Genomic DNA, 17,191 nt, shown 5'->3' with positions numbered 1-17,191 from the left:
ACAACCATATTATAAATATTTCAGTAATATTTAAAATTTTATTTGCTAAAAAACCTGAACCTCGTTATTTTAATTTGTGTCTGTGAGATGTCACAGCGCATTAGTAATAACAAAATACTACTAAAGAATAATTGATACTGGAGATTTTTCCGATGTTAAAAAAAATTGCATTAGCTGTATTACTCGCTGCTGGTTCAACTGTAGCAATGGCTGATAATGATGTAGGTTGTGGTGTTGGTACACAAGTATGGGCAGGTAAAAAAGGTGTAGGTCCTAAAATTCTTGCTGCAACGACCAACGGTATTTTTACTAACCAATTACTCGGTATTACTTTTGGTACATTGGGCTGCCGTCAAGGTGGGACAGTAACAGCACAAGTCGTTCAATTTACAAATGAAAACTCTGAGTCTTTAGCACGTGATATGGCTGTTGGTCAAGGCGAAAGTTTAAATGTTCTTGCTGAACTCATGCACATTAAATCTGAAGATAAAGCACGTTTCTTTGCAGTTTCTAAAGCAAACTTTGCTGAGATTTATTCAAGTAAAAATCAAAACACACTTCAAGTTTTAGATTCTTTACAAAACGTAATGTCAAATGATGATGTATTAAAAGCTTACGTTTAATCGATTACATTTAAAAAACCCTGTCCTTGTGACAGGGTTTTCTTATACTTAATCTGAATTATATTTAAAATATTTGTTGCTGAATGAAATTTTTAACTTTTGCGATTACTGCTTTTTTATCTCATATTGCACATGCTGCGATTGAGCCAAATATCAATAATTACCAGCAACTTGCTGAACAGAAAAAATTAGACCAACATATTACGTGGCAGCGTTTAATGTATGCTGAGCAGGCCAAAAAAAGCGAAGTCACATATACAGGATATTTTTATGCCAAAGATGGGCAAATAAACTTACTCAATGAGTTAAAAGCAGATATTCAGGCTTTATTTATAGCATCTGATGATAATCAGTCCATTCGTTGTAAATTTCCTGCACGAAGTCGTTGGTTGATGCAACAGTTAAACATCGACTCAAAACAGCTTCCAGCAGTGAATTGTCCTGAATTCGATGAATGGATCAATCAAATTAATCCTCATAAAGCAACGTTGATCTATGCAACTGATTTTATGGGTAATCCGAGCTCTATGTTTGGACACACCTTATTGCGTTTAGATCCTAAAGATCAACAACAATTAAACTTAGTTTCTTATGCAATTAATTATGCGGCAACGGTAAATAATCAAGACAATTGGTCTTATGCATGGAAGGGTTTAACTGGCCAATATCCTGGCGAATATTCTTTGATGCCATATTACCGTAAAGTAAAAGAATATGGTGATTTTGAAAGTCGTGATTTATGGGAATATGAGCTCAATTTGACACCAGAAGAAACACGATTCTTAGTTGAGCATATTTGGGAAATGCAACATGTAAGTTTCCCTTACTATTTTGTGAGTGATAACTGTGCCTATCGTTTACTCGGGCTAATTGACTTAGTCCGCCCAAATCTTAATCTAAAAGCTCAATTTAATTATGCAGCGATTCCAATTGAGACACTTAAAGCGGTCGATCAGCAGAAATTAGTAAAAGACGTTATTTATCGTCCAGCACTAGAAACACAACTATTATCTCAAGCAAAACAGCATGGAAGTAGTTTGGCAAAAGTTGCTCACAATGTTGCATTTACACCGATAGAGCAAGTGTCTGAAATTTTGCAACCTTATGAAATACACGATCAAGCCAAAATTCTTGAAATGGCTTATGATGATTTATATCTAAAATATATTAGTCATAAAGCCGATGCTGATTTTGCACCTATACATTTGCGCCAGTTACTCGCAAAGCGTAGTCAGATTCAGATAGATAAACAACGTCAAGAACCACAAAGACCTTCGATCCAGCCTGTTGAAGGACATCATGCTCGAAATATTTCTGTGAACATTGGAGAGGTGCAGGGCAAAACCTTTATTGAGCTGGGTCATCGTCAAGCTTATCACGACTTAATTGATCCATCGGGTGGTTATCGTTTAGGAACTCAATTACTTTTTCTAAATGGTGCGCTGCAATATCGCGAGGATAAGCTCAAACTTGAGCATTTAGATTTGCTCGCTGTTAATTCATATAATCCAATTCACCCCTTTAAAGCGCCTTTAACTTGGGGTTTTAATTTAGGTTGGAAACAAGAGGCGATTGATCAGGGTGATTTTACAGATCAATCCCAACATGGTGTCATGAATTTAAATATGCAAGTGGGCTACAGTTTAGCGGATGATGATCGTAAACATTTGTGTTATGCGCAAGTACAAGGACATTTACAAGGTGGCAGAGCACTCGAAAAAGGTTGGCGGATAGGGGCAGGGCCAACACTTGGGTGTATGAATCAGTGGACCAATCAAGTCAATAGCCTATTGCAAGTCGAGCTACCGTACTGGGAAGATCAAAAGCAATGGGGACTGAGGGTAGGAACACAAGTTCAGTATAGTTTAAATGCCAATAACGCTATCCGCTTAAATTGGAAATATGAACAACAAGATCATAAAGACTGGAATAAATTGGGTTTGGCTTTTATTCGTTTCTTTTAAAGAGATAATTGTTGAAGTGTGATCCTTGGGGATGCTTATACTTCAACAATCACATAGTATTTTTTAACTGCTTCAACCACTTCAAATGTACCCACAAATGCAGGAGGAATAATACCTGCATTTCCAGCAGTCACTTCAACAAATGAAGCTGTGTTGGCATCGTGGATTCGCACGACACCTTCAATGACTTGAAAGAACTCTTGTTTATTGTCCGCAAATTGGATATTCCAAGCTCCCACCTCACACTGCCAAATTCCACAGTCCATATGAGGATGCTCATATAGACTATAAGTCAGGCGTTTTGGATTTCCCGTGACCAGACGATCGGGACGTGGGTAATCAATACTCGCTTCAGGTTGAGATAATTCACCAAAACCTGCTAAGTGAAGAGATGACATGGTTAATGCTCAGTTTAATAACTTTCTGGAACGGCACTTAAAAACTCACGACGTGCATCTTTGTCTGTTTTAAAATCACCCACAAAAGAAACGGTACGTGTAGTTGACTCTTGTTTGCCAACACCACGCATCATCATGCACATATGCGCTGAGTCGATAACTACAGCTACACCACGCGCCTGTGTGACTTCTGCAACCGCTTCTGCGATTTGCTGAGTCAAATTCTCCTGAATCTGTAAACGACGTGCAAACATTTCAGTAATACGTGCAAATTTTGATAAACCGAGAACCTGACCTTCAGGTAAGTAGGCAATATGCACACGCCCATAAAATGGAAGCAAGTGATGCTCACAAAGTGAATAAAATTCAATATTTTTAACCAATACCATTTCATGGTTATCGGATGGAAAAACAGCACCATTTGTTACTTCAGCAAGCGTTTTGCTATAGCCAGAAGTTAAAAATGAGAAAGCTTTAGCCGCACGCATAGGTGTATCTTGTAGACCTGGGCGAGTAAGATCTTCACCAACGGCAGTTAAGATATTTGCGTACGATTGCTGCATAGACATAACAATGTTCACTTAGGTGGGTTGAACAAAACGGGAATTGTATCAGAAAACCGCTAGAAAAATTAACTTTGATCTAAGTACCGATTATTGTTTGTACTTTGGGTTCTTTTCTGCACGTTTTAATAGTACTAAAACTGCGCCAGTGCCACCTTGGTTTTCGGGGGCGCTGACAAATGCCAGTACATCACGGTGTTGTCTGAGCCAACCGTTCACATAGGTTTTTAAAATCGCTTCTGGGCCTTTTCCATGTACGATTTTGATGACATTTTGATTTTCGTCTTTAGCCATCTGAATGATTTGCAAAACTGCGGCGCGTGCTTGTTCAACGGTACAACCGTGTAAATCCACCGCTTCAAACCAGCGAATTTTACCTGCTTTTAAATCTTCAAATACTTTGTGCTGTAGTGTCGCAATGCGATAACTAAGAGCAGCTTGGCTTGCCACAGGATTTAAAATCGCTTGGGTATCAGAGATCTCAGTAAGTTCTTGCTCAGTGCCACCTTCTGCTGCTGCGCGTTTTGCCAAAGTTTGGGCATCTACTTTCTTTGAAGGTTTAGTCCGAATCTGTGCGATATTGCCATTATCAATGGGTTTTACACCCGATAACGCTTTTTTAAAAAGCTCGCTATCCTCCAATTCTTCAGCCTCAGCCTGAGAATTTTTATTCTCAGGCTGATTGGCAACTTTGCTTGAATGAGGATTGGAGATTTGCTTTTTAAATTGCTTTAATAACTTTTGGTGCTCTTTAGAAAGCGATGAATCTTTATTGCTCATATATCTTCATTAAACCGTTTGGGGTTGTCCAAAAAGGGCTGTGAAAGCCTGATCTGGTCTAGGCTGTTTCATAAAGCTTTCACCAACAAGGAAAGTATGAATATCATTAGCTTGCATCATCTCTACATCAGCAGGCGTGGCGATACCGCTCTCAGTGACCAATACACGAGAAGCAGGCAGCAATTTCTTTAAACGTAATGATGTATTTAAATCCACATCAAAAGTTTTAAGATTACGGTTATTCACGCCCAAAATACATTGCTCAGAAAGCCTTAATGCGCGTTCAAGTTCATATTCATCATGTACTTCAACTAAGACATCAAGCTGATGCTCAAATGCAGTCTTAGACATTTCTTCAAGCTGTTGATCAGATAAACATGCCACGATCAATAAAATACAATCGGCATGTAAAGCTCTTGCTTCAACGACATTATAGGGATCAATCAAGAAATCTTTGCGTAATGCAGGCAGGGCACAGTGATTGCGTGCAATCGCAATATTCTCATCTGCACCTTGGAAGAAATCTACATCGGTCAGAACAGAGAGGCATGCTGCGCCTGCTTGTTCATATTGTTGTGCAATTTCCGCAGGATTAAAGTCTGCACGAATGATGCCTTTTGATGGAGAGGCTTTTTTAATTTCAGCAATCACAGCAGGACGTTTATGTTGTAATGCATTGGCAAAGCCACGAACAGGTGTTGCTTCCTTTGCCCATTGTTCAACATCATGCAAACTACGTTGTTTCAAACGCGCAGCAAGTTCCTCATGTTTGCGGTCAACAATTTTACCGAGAATGGTATTTTGAATATCGATCATGAGAAATCCTTAATCTGCCTGATATTGTTTCAATGTTTTGGTAAATTCAGCCAAAATACTCATTTTCTCTAAGGCTTGTCCGCCGTAAAGAATATCTTGTGCTAGTTCAACTGCTTGTTTATAGGTGTTGGTAAGACCAGCAACATATATGCCTGCGGCTGCATTCAGTGCGATCATATTTGCGGCTTTTTCACCGATTTCAGATTTATCACGACCCAAAGCATCTTTAATCAATTTTAAGCTTTCTTCAGAACTGTTGACGACTAAACCTGTCAGGGTTTGAGACGGAATACCCACATCATCGGGAGTGAGCGTCCATTCTGTAATTTCGCCATCTTTTAATTCTGCAACTGAGGTTGGAGCTGCAAGACTAATTTCATCTAAACCATCTTTGGAATGTACAACCAATACATGGACAGCACCGAGTTGTTTCAGAACTTCCGCAATCGGGCGACAAAGCTCATCTGAAAATACACCAATGACAAAGCGATTTACACCAGCAGGATTGGTCAGTGGACCGAGTAAATTGAAAATACTTCGAATCCCAAGTTCACGACGTGGTGCAACAGCATACTTCATGGCTTTATGGTGATTCGGTGCAAACAGAAAACCCACACCCATTTCACGGATGCAGCGTTCAGTTTGTTGCATGTCTAAATCAAGTTGGATCCCCATTTTTTCAAGTACATCTGAGGAGCCAGATTTACTTGAAACACCGCGATTACCATGCTTTGCAATCGTTGCGCCAGCGGCGGCAATCACAAAGCTTGAGGCTGTAGAAACATTAAATAAATTTTGTCCGTCTCCACCTGTTCCCACAATATCCACAAGATGGGGGATATCACTCACATCAATCTTGATTGCAAACTCTCGCATGATCCTTGCTGCTGCGGTGATCTCATCAATGCTTTCACCTTTCATACGTAGGCCCATCATCAATGCGCCAATCTGAGCATCGGTTGCTTCGCCTTGCATGATACTTCGCATGACATCTTCCATTTGTGTTTGAGTCAAATGGATATTTTTTGTAATGTGATTAAGTGCCTGTTGAATATTCATAATTTGGATATAGCATTCATGCTCTAATGTTTTGAAGGAATGTAGTGAATGAGGGTATTCATGACTACTGACTTACATACGTCAGGCGTTATGTTATCAGAAAATAGTTTAGATTTTATAGGGTAGGTTGATATTTCACTTACTTGTTCAGACCTAAAACGGCATGGCTGCTAAACTTTGGTTTAGTTGTTATAATTTTGAATCATTATAAAAAGATATTTGTCATAACCCTGCTTCATTGTTTTTTAATTATTCCAACTGTTCTTAAAGGTATTTCATCGTGCATGTCAGTCAACTTTTTCATTATCCAGTCAAATCATTACGTGGTAACGCACTAACTGAGATGGAAATCGATTCTTTCGGACCAAAATGGGATCGTAGGTGGATGCTAGTGGATCATGAAGGACGTTTTATCACTCAGCGTCAGTGCGCGATTATGGGACAGATCAGTGTCAAGGTATTTGCTGAGACAGTACGTTTTGAATTCCAAGGCGATGAGGTAACTTTAAGTCTTGAGGAAGCACAAGGACAGGTTGATGATCGTCTGATCACAGTATGGCAAGATCAATTGCAAGGCAACCGTATAGATCATCCTGTAAATCAATGGTTCAGTCAGATATTAGGGCGGGAAGCGTGTTTGGTCTTTATGCCGCAGAGAACCTTGCGACAAGTCGATTTGGAATATGCACAGCAAGGTGATCGCGTTGGTTTTGCTGATGGTTTTCCTTTTCTAATTATTGGCGAGGCGTCGGTAGAATTTCTTGCTGAAAAAGTTGGATTTCCATTAGATGTGCAACGGTTTAGACCTAATATTGTGATTTCAGATTGTGAAGCATTTGCTGAGGATCATTGGAAACAGATTCAGATTGGTGAAATTAAATTTGATTTGGTTAAGCCATGTTCTCGTTGTGTTATTCCTACGATTGATTTAAAAACCAGCCAAAAACAACCTGAAGTTATGAAAGCCATGCTGGCGTATCGGAAGCAAGGTAATAAAGTCATGATGGGACAAAATGCATTGCATCGAGGGATCGGATTGATTTCACTTGGACAAGAAATTCAAATTTTAAAATAACAACATCTTAAACCTATCTTTTATTGATCTTCAAAATGAAAAATGCCAATCGATGTCGATTGGCATTTTTACTGGAACTAGAGTTAATGACGTTATTGCTGATCGTCTACTGGTTCTCTCACGCCAAGCAGTTGACTGGTGGCGGTACCAGCAGTCATTGAACCGTTTACATTTAATGCAGTACGCCCCATATCAATCAGTGGTTCAATCGAAATGAGCAGGGCAACCAGCGTAACTGGAAGTCCCATAATCGGTAGAACAATCAGTGCTGCAAATGTTGCACCTCCGCCAACACCAGCTACGCCAATAGAACTGAGTGTCACAATAATCACCAATTGTGCAATCCATAAAGGGTCGAGTGGGTTAATACCTACAGTGGGAGCAACCATTACCGCCAACATCGCTGGATATAAGCCTGCACAACCATTTTGCCCAATGGTCGCACCAAATGAAGCTGAAAAACTGGCAATACCTTCAGGTACACCAAGTTGCTTTGTTTGTGTTTCTATATTTAAGGGAATACTTGCTGCACTAGAACGACTGATAAACGCAAAGCTTAAAACAGGGAATGCTTTTTTGAAAAAGTCGATTGGGTTAACGCGTACAAACAATAGAATCAGTGCATGTACCAGAAGCATGATGATCAGCCCCAAATAAGAAGCGATGACAAATTCACCGAGTTTGATGATGTCGGCGAGGTTTGCCGTTACCACCATTTTGGTCATCAATGCAAGTACACCATAAGGCGTGAATTGCATAACTAAGCGAACTAGACTGATAATTAATGCTTGTAATGCCTCGATCCCGTGTCGAATTCGCTCCCCATTAATTTTGTCTTTCTCCATGAGCTTTAAGGCTGCAACACCTAAGAACGCAGAAAAAATAACCACACTAATGATTGCGGTAGGACGAACACCTGTTAAGTCCGCAAATGGATTCTGCGGAAATAATGAAAGCAGCAGCTTCGGAATATCGAGATTGGCAACTTGTCCAATATATTGGCTTTCAATCGCCGCTAAACGTTCTGTTTCACGAACGCCTTGGACCAAACCTTCTGCTGTTAAACCAAAGAGATTGGTAACGCTGATTCCTACAAAGGCAGCAATCGCTGTGGTGAAAAGTAAAATACCAATCACTAAAATGCTGATTTTTCCCAATGAGGTGGTCTGATGTAATTTAACAACAGCACTTAAAATTGAGATAAAAATAAGTGGCATAACTACCATTTGTAACAGTTGTACATAACCATTACCAACGATGTTGAACCATGCCACCGATTGATCGAGTACAGTACCTTCACCGTAAATGGTTTTGAGACCTAAACCGAAAATGATACCAATCAGCATTCCGATCAATACTTTTTTGGCTAGACTCCAGTCATGGCGATTGGTAAAAAATAATCCAGCCAAAAGCAAGATAAAAACAAGAATATTCAATAAAACGAGTGTATTCACAAGAGGTGTCCTGATAGATGATTCAGGGAGCCAGAAGCTATAAATAATGATTTTAATTTTAGCATCGTGTTACCCTGAAAGCTTAATCATTCCTATGACTATAGTTAATCGAAAAAATTAAAAAGCACTTTTTAGACGCTTGGTGATGGCTTCAATTAATTTTCTTTTTTAAATGTGAAAAATACATTAATTATTGAAATAGAATGATTTGTTCTAAGTTAATATAGACTGTATGTTAATTTTAAAATATAAAAAATTGTTGATAGAGAGTAGTTATTTATTGTTTTTAGATGTTTAAAATTAAAACAACCTATTCATTTAGAATAGGCTGTCAGACTTACTATATGAAATTGTTTTACATTTTAAGCGTAGATATCTAAGAAATTTTTGAAAATTTGATGCCCGTGTTGGCTTAGGATAGATTCAGGATGGAACTGAACACCTTCAACAGGGAGGGTTTTGTGCTTAACACCCATAATCTCTTCAATGGTTCCATCCGCTTGGTTGGTCCAACACGTTACTTCTAGGCATTCTGGTAAGCTTTCTTGTTCGATCACAAGAGAGTGATAACGCGTTGCTGCAAATGGAGAAGGGAGGTGACTAAAAATCCCTTTATCACTATGGTGCATATCAGATAAACGACCATGCATTACTGTTTTCGCACGTATGATGTTACCGCCAAATGCTTGACCAATCGCTTGATGACCTAAACATACACCGAGTAAAGGTATTTTTCCTGCAAAGTGGTTGATTGCAGGAATTGAAATCCCTGCTTCACTTGGTGAGCATGGACCAGGACCAATAACTAGGTATTTTGGCTGCCATCGCTCAATATCCTCTAATGTGACTTGATCATTACGAACAACTTTTACTTCTTGATTCAATTCACCAAAGTATTGAACGATGTTGTAAGTAAAGCTGTCATAGTTGTCGATCATTAGAAGCATTTTAGAGTCAACCTGTTGATTGTGTTGAATATCTTTGAGATGGATGTTATGTATTACCCACTTTAAGAAAAGTGACATTCCGAATATAGAAAAGCCACTTTACTTAAGTGGCTAATGTATCAGATTTTAATTCTCTTGTGACTACATCATTTACGTATGAATTTAAGTAGTAGCCGAATCAACCATCTTTGAGTTGTAGCGTTATTTAGCTGGATTCGTACTTGTGATTTAAACATGTTAAATATTAACATATAATGATGTATACCTAGATCATCAAAAGAATGAGTACAACATCGGTAGCAAAGTCTGATTAAAGCATAGGCTTTTGCATTTTTTATTGTGTGTCTAGGTGGAAAAGGAGTCCATAATGAATATTAAAAAACTGGTGGGTGGTCTATTGAGCATTGCTGGGTTGATGGTGGTTGATGTCTACTTCAACAGTGTAATGGCTTTGGTTCCACAAGCGGAAAGACATCGGATTTCAACTGGTGGTCATAGTGGGCAATATGGATATCGACAATCCACTGCGAGTAGCCATTATTATGTCCCAAATAAATATTATGCGGGTGCAGCTCGGCATCCTGATGTCATGGATATTTGGGTGCTGACTGCCTCAGGAGATGCGAGAGATCTTAGACAAAGAGCTGTGGATGCTTGTAATGCTGTCATGGGTGGAGGCTGTGATGATGGGGGCTGGTGGACTGATGCCACCATGACTGTTTTGCGTACTGCATCTGGTGGACTTTATTTCGCAGGTGGATGGGATCCTAGTGAATCTCGACGTGTACATGAACTTTGTAATAGTCAACAACCACTACCTTGTGAAGTAGTTGGAAAATACAATAATTATCGGAATCATACTCCTGTTAGGTCTGCGCATAAACATTATGCTGCAGTTGCAAGAATTGATGGGAAGGATTATGGCGATAAACTCTATATTGCCAGTGGCTTTACTTCATTACATGCAGCGCAAAGTGCAGCGATGGTCAAATGTCAGCAAGCATCGGGCAGCAAGCCATGCGGTATGGGTGTTTGGGTGGCAAATGGGGTGCTTCATATTTATCAATCACAAAGCCATTTTAGTTCAATGGTTGAGAGTTCACCTCAACGAGCAGAACAAGCAATGAAACAATATTGCATAACTCAGCAATTTAAAAATTGCCAAACTCAAGCCCAGTACGATAGCCGTCAACCAGGAATTTTTGTACATGATTATTTAACATTGCTGAAAGATTAACTTGGTTTTTGAAGAATAAAATGTAATTGGGTGACCTTCAATATGTGTTAGCAAGTAACATTGAATGTTTAGTACATGATAATGAAGAATAGTAAATAAAGTGAGATTGAAATGAAATTTAGAACAACATCATACTATTTCTTGGTAATTTCGACTGTGATGATTGTAAATGGGGTTATGCCACATTTAGCCAATGCATATACGCCACAAGCAGAAAGGCATCGAATTGCAACGAGTGGTGGAACCCAGCAACCTCCTCGTGATTATCGGGTACATTATGGTGGAATGGCATGGCATGTGGATGCTGTTGATGTTTGGGTGGATACGAAGTGGTATGGTCCAGGAGGTGCAGCCAGTGCCAAAAACACTGCTCTGCAAGCCTGTAATGCCGTAATGGGCGGCGGCTGTAAAGATGGTGGTTCGTGGTCAGATTCCAAAGTAGTGATTATGCGTCGTGCGAATGGGGATATCTATTGGGTTTGGGGAGGAGGTGATGGTAAAAGCGGTGATTATAAAAAAGGTCTTGCGGAATGTTCCGCTCAACAGCCTTTAACATGTGAAATATTGGGGCGTTATGGTAGTTATACCAGTAAGAGGCATTTTCCTGATGCTTCGGTACGTAAATTTTATGCAGCAGGCGCAGAAATTGAAGGTGAAGCGTATAATAATAAGTTATATATTGCCAGTGGCTTTAATTCACTAACTGCGGCACAGAATGCGGCGATGCAAGCCTGTCGTCAAGCTGCAGGAAAGAATCGATGTAAAGGTGTTGCTTGGGTAGGCAATGGAGTGATTCAGACCTACGTTGCACAGCAACATCATGGTGCTGTCATCGAGAGTTCAAGTGGACGTGCGCAGAAAGCAGTTAAACGTTATTGTGGTAATCGAAATTTTAAAAAATGTAAGTCACAAACCCAATATGATAGCCGTCAATCTGGGATTTTTGTGCATGATTATTTTGCTGGGATGAAAAATTAAGAGCTGTTTTTGATATTTTGGCTAATGGTCATCGCAATATATCCCCCCTTTTGTGCTTCTTATTAATATACGATTGAGTTATAAGGAAACGATATCAATACGTGTGTTTAACCTCCATAATTATTTCTAATTGAATACTTTGTCAAAATAAGCGACAAGTGAATCAAAAGTCTAAATGAATTGATTGGAATGAAGTTCAAAAGAATGATATAAAAAGTCAAATTTATGCAAACGATATGTGGCATAAATAGCACTACAATAGTTCTTTGTTACATGTATTGCACTATTTTGGTTCAATAAGCCTTTTTTAGGGACGGCTTGAAATATAAATGTGTGAATATGGTGCATTTGCGATTGCAGACATGCGAATAGACATAGGACATGGAGCTTGAAATATTTTTTCTATAAAGAATTTCAATATTTTAAGTATGCTTTAAAATTGTTGGTATGGTAATTGCTTATTATATGCCAACAGCTAACACGCACTTAACAAGTGCACATAAATTTCATTGGAGCAAATGAGCATGGCGAACAAGGTCCTTCAACTCATCAAAGAAAGTGGCGCAAAATGGGTCGATTTTCGCTTTACTGATACTAAGGGTAAAGAGCAACATGTAACTTACCCAGCAGATACAATTGATGAAGATACATTTGAAGACGGTAAAATGTTTGATGGTTCTTCAATCTCTGGTTGGAAAGGCATTGAAGCTTCGGACATGATCTTACGTCCAGATGCTGAAACAGGTTTCCTTGACCCGTTCTTTGCTGAGCCTACAGTTGTTGTGACTTGTGACGTAATTGAGCCATCTACTGGCCAAGGTTACGAGCGTGACCCACGTTCGATTGCTCGTCGTGCAGAAGAATACTTAAAATCTACTGGTATTGGTGATACTGCATTCTTTGGTCCAGAACCAGAATTCTTTGTTTTTGACGAAGTGAAGTGGGACATTGACATGTCTGGCGCTCGTCATACGCTGATCGCTGAAGAAGCTGCTTGGTCTACTGGCAAAGATTTCGAAGCTGGTAACTCTGGTCACCGTCCTCGTGTTAAGGGGGGGTATTTCCCAGTTCCTCCAGTTGATTCTCATCAAGACATGCGTGCTGAAATGTGTGCACGTATCGAAGACATCATGGGACCTGGTCGTGTAGAAGTACATCACCACGAAGTTGCATCATGCCAATTAGAAATTGGTGTGAGCTTCAATACACTTGTTCGTAAGGCTGATGAAGTTCAACAGTTTAAATATGCAGTTTGGAACGTTGCTCATCAATATGGCAAAACAGCAACATTTATGCCTAAGCCAATGGTGGGTGATAATGGTTCTGGTATGCACGTTCACATGTCGATCTCTAAAGATGGCAAGAATTTGTTCGCAGGTGACGAATATGCAGGTTTATCAGAAACAGCATTGTTCTTCATTGGTGGTGTAATTAAACATGCTCGTGCGTTGAATGCGTTAACAAACCCTTCTACTAACTCATACAAGCGTTTAGTTCCTCACTTCGAAGCACCGATTATGCTTGCTTACTCAGCACGTAACCGCTCTGCATCTATCCGTATTCCTTACGTTTCAAACCCTAAAGGTAAGCGTATCGAAGCTCGCTTCCCAGATCCAATGATGAACCCGTACTTAGGTTTTGCAGCATTGTTGATGGCTGGTCTTGATGGTATCCAAAACAAGATCCACCCAGGTGAAGCTGCTGATAAGAACTTATATGATCTTCCACCTGAAGAAGAAGCAAAAATCCCAACTGTTGCTCATAGTTTAGATATGGCGCTTGAAGCACTTCAAAATGACCACGAATTCTTGTTGAAAGGTGGTGTGTTCACTAAAGAAATGCTTGATGCATATATCGAACTTAAAACTGAAGATGTACGTCGTCTTAACACGACTACTCACCCAGTTGAATTTGATATGTACTACAGCTTGTAATACTTTCCGAATAAAAAAACTCGCTTCGGCGAGTTTTTTTATGCTGTTGATAGAAATTGAATTTCATACATTATTACGAAAAAAATCATGTAAACTCATGGGGTCTGCTGTCACTTCACAGATGCTTGCGACAGAGGACATTTTTTAGATGTTACAAGGCGGGGTGTATGAAATTTAGTGCTTCTAAATGAATACGAGCTAACGTAGTAACATCAAAAAATGACCCTGTCCCGAAGGGTTATGTCTAAAACTTCCCCAAACTTCGTTATGAAACTTGACAAGGGTATCGCCATTGTCTACGTTTCATGCCTTGTTTATGTGGTTTTAGCCTATAACGCAATGCATGGCTGAAGTATCAGCAGACCCTTATGATGTTTTTAGTGAGTTAAGCATGCGAAATTTACAACCAAATAGAATAAAAGGAAAAGATATTCCTACTGCTTTAAAAAAATGGTTGTACGCATCAGGTTCACTTACTCAGCAACTTACAGATCTTGGCGGTGGCGAGTTTCATGTTGAACGTATTAGAGAGCATTATCAACGCTTAGCATTTGCTGATAGCAAATGGATGAATATGCCAGCACATCATATCGCATGGGTGAGAGAGACGTATCTTTATGGCTCTGAGTCACAAGCTTGGGTGAAAGCAAAAAGTATTTTTCCGATTCTCAGCCTACAAAAAAAAGCCAGAATATTTAAATACATCCGAAATAAGCCAATTGGTTGGTTTCTATTTCAACGTACGAATCCTGCCTGTGAAAGACGAATTATTTATACCGAAGAGGGTTGGGCGCGGCAAAGTTGTTATACTTGGCATGGATGTAAATTTATCGTACAGGAAACTTTCCTGCCTAGATTTGAACAGTTTATTGAACAGCATTGACTCTAAGGATTCGCATGGATACGGTGCAACAAACTACATGGCGACAGCGTTTAGAAGCCTATTATTATTTATGTCGTTTTGATAAACCCATTGGCACAGAATTAGTGTTTTGGCCAACGATGTGGGCTTTGTGGGTTGCGTCTAAAGGAATTCCTGATTTAAAAATACTGCTCGTGATGTCGCTAGGGGTTTTGTTTATGCGGGCTGCAGGTTGTGCGATTAATGATTTTGCGGACCGTAAAGTGGATGCGCATGTTGAGCGTACAAAAACTCGACCTCTAGCGACCGGTGTGATTCGAGCGAGAGAGGCTGTATTTGTTTTTTTAGCTTTGGTTGCTGCTAGCGCCTGTTTGTTGTTTTTCTTGCCAATTGAAACGTTTTATTGGTCATTTGGTGCATTGTTCTTAGCGTTTATTTACCCTTTTATGAAACGCTATACTCACTTGCCTCAAGTGTTTTTAGGTGCTGCTTTCTCTTGGTCTATTCCCATGGCTTATACGGCGGTTGGGCAGACACCTGATCTAATATGTTGGTTGTTATATTTTGGCAATTTGGCATGGACGGTTGCCTATGACACGCAATATGCCATAACTGATCGCGAATATGATTTGAAAATCGGTGTGAAATCTACCGCAATTTTATTCGGTCGTTATGATATTCAAATTATTGGTTTACTTCAGGTATTAAGCCTGATTTTGATTGGCATAGCATTATCTTTAGAAAACTTGCTTATACCATTTGGTCTGCTTGCATTGCTTATCGTGGCAATAGATTTTGTATATCAAGCAATAAAAACTAAAGATCGTAATCCTCAACTTTGTTTTTGGGCATTCCGTCACAATCGTTGGGTGGGGATGATAATTTTTATTGGAATCTTTTTGGGTTCATTTTTAAAATGACTTATTAGTTGAAAAGTGTACTATGCAGAACACTTTTTTTATGTATTAATAGAAATGCATGTAGCTTCATGCACAAAAAAACAAGGACTAAAAGGATATTTTATGAAACGGTCAAATATTGCTTTGGCAGCATTTTCAATGACAACATTATTACTTGCTGCTTGTGGAAGCGATAATAAAAATCATCATGAAGGTTCAGCGCCTACCTATTTATCTGAAATACCCTATGATGCAAATAAAACTCAGCTTCCTGCTGAAGCTGCTGAGAGTATTGGAGCAAAATCAATCAATGTAATGACTTATAATATGGTTGATGTTCAGGGGAAAATTGCAAAAGCTACAGCAATGGTGATGTTTCCAAAAGTCGCACCGCCAGCAGATGGATACAGGACAGTGGTTTGGGGGCATGGAACAGTTGGTGTTGGTGATGATTGTGCACCAAGTCAAAATGTATTGCATCCTCGTTTTTCGATTCTAGCGCAAACATTATTAAAAGCTGGATATGTCATTATTGCGCCTGATTATGAAGGCTTGGGTACGAAAGGTATTCACCCTTATTTAAACCTTAAGAGTGAGTCGTTGTCTGCAATTGCAGCGGTGAAAGCAGTAAAAGATCGTTACGGTTTTCAACTTCAAGGTGATTGGATGTCGATAGGGCAGTCACAGGGGGGGCATGCTGTATTGGGGATTGCTGAATTTGCGAATAAAGACAGTAGTTATAAAGGGACTGTTGCTGGTGCACCAGCTTCTAGTTTAGGGAAAATTATTCAAAGTTATATTGATCCACAGTTCAATCTTGATGATGAGGGTAAACCTAAGGCTCACGGTTTGAATCGATTGGATGAAAACTTGCAGCAAGTACGGTATGCAGTTGCAAATGGAATTTTGACTGAGGAACAGGGTCAAGAAAAGATAAATGAAATTGCTTATGGTTATGCTGAATTGTTAGCTTATGCAGCGTTTACAACTGTTGGTGCTAAAGCGCAGCATAAAAACTATGATTACAAAAATATTTTTACGGCTAATGCTGCTGAAATTGCAGAGTTGGCATATGGTCGTACTGGTGATGATGGGGCGTGTTTAAGTTATCCAGCTCCTAATAGTGGAAATGGTTTACAAGAACAATTTAGAGCTGGGATTGTGGATTATTTAAGTAATCCGACGCACAAACTCGCAGACTTTGGTATTGATTTGGAGAAATTCAAAAAAGACCCTATTGTTCAGGCATTTTTAGAAGAAACTCAACCTGCTACGAATGCCACTGAATCTCAAGTTATAAAAACACCAGTGTTTATTATTCAAGGTGAAAAAGATCAGGCAGTATTACCAGTTGTTACGCAAGGTTTATTTGCAAACATGAAAACTAATGCTTTGAAGTTTTTCCCTCAAGCAGACTATGCTGATCGTTATAAATTAACAATTGTACCGAATGCAACGCACACACAGGCAATTGTGTGTGAAAATGCGAATGCGGTAGATTTTATTCAGGAACATATGTCGGCTGGGACGGGTATTGTTTTGACTGATGCAGATAAAGATGCAAGTCAAAATTCTCATTGTACAGGCAAGAGCTAATGCCTC

General features: G+C 39.4%; 16 protein-coding genes. 9 read left to right on the top strand and 7 right to left on the bottom strand.

Annotation, left to right across the window (positions count from 1 at the left end):
- Positions 1-152: 152 nt before the first annotated feature.
- Positions 153-623 carry a DUF3015 family protein gene (locus F2A31_RS10045; RefSeq protein ID WP_150026264.1) on the top strand — a complete coding sequence of 157 codons (471 nt, stop codon included), beginning with the start codon at positions 153-155 and terminating at the stop codon, positions 621-623.
- Positions 624-706: 83 nt separating this feature from the next.
- Positions 707-2,587 carry an Lnb N-terminal periplasmic domain-containing protein gene (locus tag F2A31_RS10040; protein ID WP_150026263.1) on the top strand — a complete coding sequence of 627 codons (1,881 nt, stop codon included), beginning with the start codon at positions 707-709 and terminating at the stop codon, positions 2,585-2,587.
- A 35-nt stretch (positions 2,588-2,622) separates the two neighbouring features.
- Here the strand turns inward: F2A31_RS10040 and F2A31_RS10035 are convergent, their stop codons facing one another.
- From F2A31_RS10035 to trpD, 5 genes are all read right to left on the bottom strand, one after another.
- Positions 2,623-2,985 (bottom strand): cupin domain-containing protein, encoded by a 363-nt coding sequence (locus F2A31_RS10035; protein ID WP_150026262.1) that lies wholly within the window; start codon positions 2,983-2,985, stop codon positions 2,623-2,625.
- 14 nt (positions 2,986-2,999) lie between these two features.
- On the bottom strand, positions 3,000-3,548 hold the full coding sequence (folE, locus tag F2A31_RS10030; protein ID WP_171490659.1) for a GTP cyclohydrolase I FolE: 549 nt from the start codon (positions 3,546-3,548) through the stop codon (positions 3,000-3,002).
- Between the two features lie 90 nt (positions 3,549-3,638).
- A complete protein-coding gene (locus F2A31_RS10025; protein ID WP_150026260.1) occupies positions 3,639-4,328 on the bottom strand; it encodes a Smr/MutS family protein in 690 nt (229 codons plus the stop codon).
- Between the two features lie 9 nt (positions 4,329-4,337).
- Entirely contained in the window at positions 4,338-5,144 is an 807-nt protein-coding gene (gene trpC / locus F2A31_RS10020) for an indole-3-glycerol phosphate synthase TrpC (RefSeq protein WP_150026259.1), read from the bottom strand.
- Between the two features lie 9 nt (positions 5,145-5,153).
- Positions 5,154-6,203, bottom strand: coding sequence for an anthranilate phosphoribosyltransferase (gene trpD / locus F2A31_RS10015; RefSeq protein WP_150026258.1), 1,050 nt, complete (start codon positions 6,201-6,203; stop codon positions 5,154-5,156).
- 280 nt (positions 6,204-6,483) lie between these two features.
- Between trpD and F2A31_RS10010 the strand changes: the two genes are divergently transcribed.
- On the top strand, positions 6,484-7,278 hold the full coding sequence (locus F2A31_RS10010; protein WP_150026257.1) for an MOSC domain-containing protein: 795 nt from the start codon (positions 6,484-6,486) through the stop codon (positions 7,276-7,278).
- A 92-nt stretch (positions 7,279-7,370) separates the two neighbouring features.
- Here F2A31_RS10010 and F2A31_RS10005 read toward each other — a convergent pair whose 3' ends face one another.
- Positions 7,371-8,732 carry an L-cystine transporter gene (locus F2A31_RS10005; protein ID WP_150026256.1) on the bottom strand — a complete coding sequence of 454 codons (1,362 nt, stop codon included), beginning with the start codon at positions 8,730-8,732 and terminating at the stop codon, positions 7,371-7,373.
- A gap of 362 nt (positions 8,733-9,094) precedes the next feature.
- Positions 9,095-9,679, bottom strand: a complete 585-nt coding sequence (locus F2A31_RS10000; protein WP_005082008.1) for an anthranilate synthase component II — start codon at positions 9,677-9,679, stop codon at positions 9,095-9,097.
- A 367-nt stretch (positions 9,680-10,046) separates the two neighbouring features.
- Here F2A31_RS10000 and F2A31_RS09995 point away from each other — a divergent pair, with 367 nt between their 5' ends.
- The 6 genes from F2A31_RS09995 to F2A31_RS09970 all read left to right on the top strand — a co-directional run bounded on the left by F2A31_RS09995 (position 10,047) and on the right by F2A31_RS09970 (position 17,185).
- Positions 10,047-10,916: a DUF4189 domain-containing protein gene (locus tag F2A31_RS09995; RefSeq protein WP_150026255.1), complete on the top strand. Its 870-nt coding sequence runs from the start codon at positions 10,047-10,049 to the stop codon at positions 10,914-10,916.
- A 111-nt stretch (positions 10,917-11,027) separates the two neighbouring features.
- A complete protein-coding gene (locus F2A31_RS09990) occupies positions 11,028-11,894 on the top strand; it encodes a hypothetical protein (RefSeq protein WP_150026254.1) in 867 nt (288 codons plus the stop codon).
- Between the two features lie 518 nt (positions 11,895-12,412).
- A complete protein-coding gene (gene glnA / locus F2A31_RS09985; protein WP_171490585.1) occupies positions 12,413-13,828 on the top strand; it encodes a type I glutamate--ammonia ligase in 1,416 nt (471 codons plus the stop codon).
- A 391-nt stretch (positions 13,829-14,219) separates the two neighbouring features.
- On the top strand, positions 14,220-14,711 hold the full coding sequence (locus F2A31_RS09980) for a chorismate--pyruvate lyase family protein (protein ID WP_125501995.1): 492 nt from the start codon (positions 14,220-14,222) through the stop codon (positions 14,709-14,711).
- Positions 14,712-14,725: 14 nt separating this feature from the next.
- Positions 14,726-15,610, top strand: coding sequence for a 4-hydroxybenzoate octaprenyltransferase (ubiA, locus tag F2A31_RS09975; protein ID WP_150026252.1), 885 nt, complete (start codon positions 14,726-14,728; stop codon positions 15,608-15,610).
- 102 nt (positions 15,611-15,712) lie between these two features.
- Complete coding sequence (locus F2A31_RS09970) at positions 15,713-17,185, top strand: alpha/beta hydrolase family protein (RefSeq protein ID WP_150026251.1); 1,473 nt, start codon at positions 15,713-15,715, stop codon at positions 17,183-17,185.
- The last annotated feature ends 6 nt before the right edge of the window (positions 17,186-17,191 follow it).

It is taken from the genome of Acinetobacter suaedae (genome assembly GCF_008630915.1).
Taxonomy (GTDB): domain Bacteria; phylum Pseudomonadota; class Gammaproteobacteria; order Pseudomonadales; family Moraxellaceae; genus Acinetobacter; species Acinetobacter suaedae.
The sequence above is the reverse complement of the archived record's forward strand: the minus strand, read 5'-3'. Positions and strand labels throughout refer to the sequence as shown.

What these genes read in the sequence shown, in the direction of transcription:
- F2A31_RS10045 (WP_150026264.1), top strand. Translation starts at nt 153, where the DNA reads ATGTTAAAAAAAATTGCATTAGCTGTATTACTCGCTGCTGGTTCAACT.
- F2A31_RS10040 (WP_150026263.1), top strand. Translation starts at nt 707, where the DNA reads ATGAAATTTTTAACTTTTGCGATTACTGCTTTTTTATCTCATATTGCA.
- F2A31_RS10035 (WP_150026262.1), bottom strand. Translation starts at nt 2,985, where the DNA reads ATGTCATCTCTTCACTTAGCAGGTTTTGGTGAATTATCTCAACCTGAA.
- folE (WP_171490659.1), bottom strand. Translation starts at nt 3,548, where the DNA reads ATGCAGCAATCGTACGCAAATATCTTAACTGCCGTTGGTGAAGATCTT.
- F2A31_RS10025 (WP_150026260.1), bottom strand. Translation starts at nt 4,328, where the DNA reads ATGAGCAATAAAGATTCATCGCTTTCTAAAGAGCACCAAAAGTTATTA.
- trpC (WP_150026259.1), bottom strand. Translation starts at nt 5,144, where the DNA reads ATGATCGATATTCAAAATACCATTCTCGGTAAAATTGTTGACCGCAAA.
- trpD (WP_150026258.1), bottom strand. Translation starts at nt 6,203, where the DNA reads ATGAATATTCAACAGGCACTTAATCACATTACAAAAAATATCCATTTG.
- F2A31_RS10000 (WP_005082008.1), bottom strand. Translation starts at nt 9,679, where the DNA reads ATGCTTCTAATGATCGACAACTATGACAGCTTTACTTACAACATCGTT.
- F2A31_RS09995 (WP_150026255.1), top strand. Translation starts at nt 10,047, where the DNA reads ATGAATATTAAAAAACTGGTGGGTGGTCTATTGAGCATTGCTGGGTTG.
- F2A31_RS09990 (WP_150026254.1), top strand. Translation starts at nt 11,028, where the DNA reads ATGAAATTTAGAACAACATCATACTATTTCTTGGTAATTTCGACTGTG.
- glnA (WP_171490585.1), top strand. Translation starts at nt 12,413, where the DNA reads ATGAGCATGGCGAACAAGGTCCTTCAACTCATCAAAGAAAGTGGCGCA.
- F2A31_RS09980 (WP_125501995.1), top strand. Translation starts at nt 14,220, where the DNA reads ATGCGAAATTTACAACCAAATAGAATAAAAGGAAAAGATATTCCTACT.
- ubiA (WP_150026252.1), top strand. Translation starts at nt 14,726, where the DNA reads ATGGATACGGTGCAACAAACTACATGGCGACAGCGTTTAGAAGCCTAT.
- F2A31_RS09970 (WP_150026251.1), top strand. Translation starts at nt 15,713, where the DNA reads ATGAAACGGTCAAATATTGCTTTGGCAGCATTTTCAATGACAACATTA.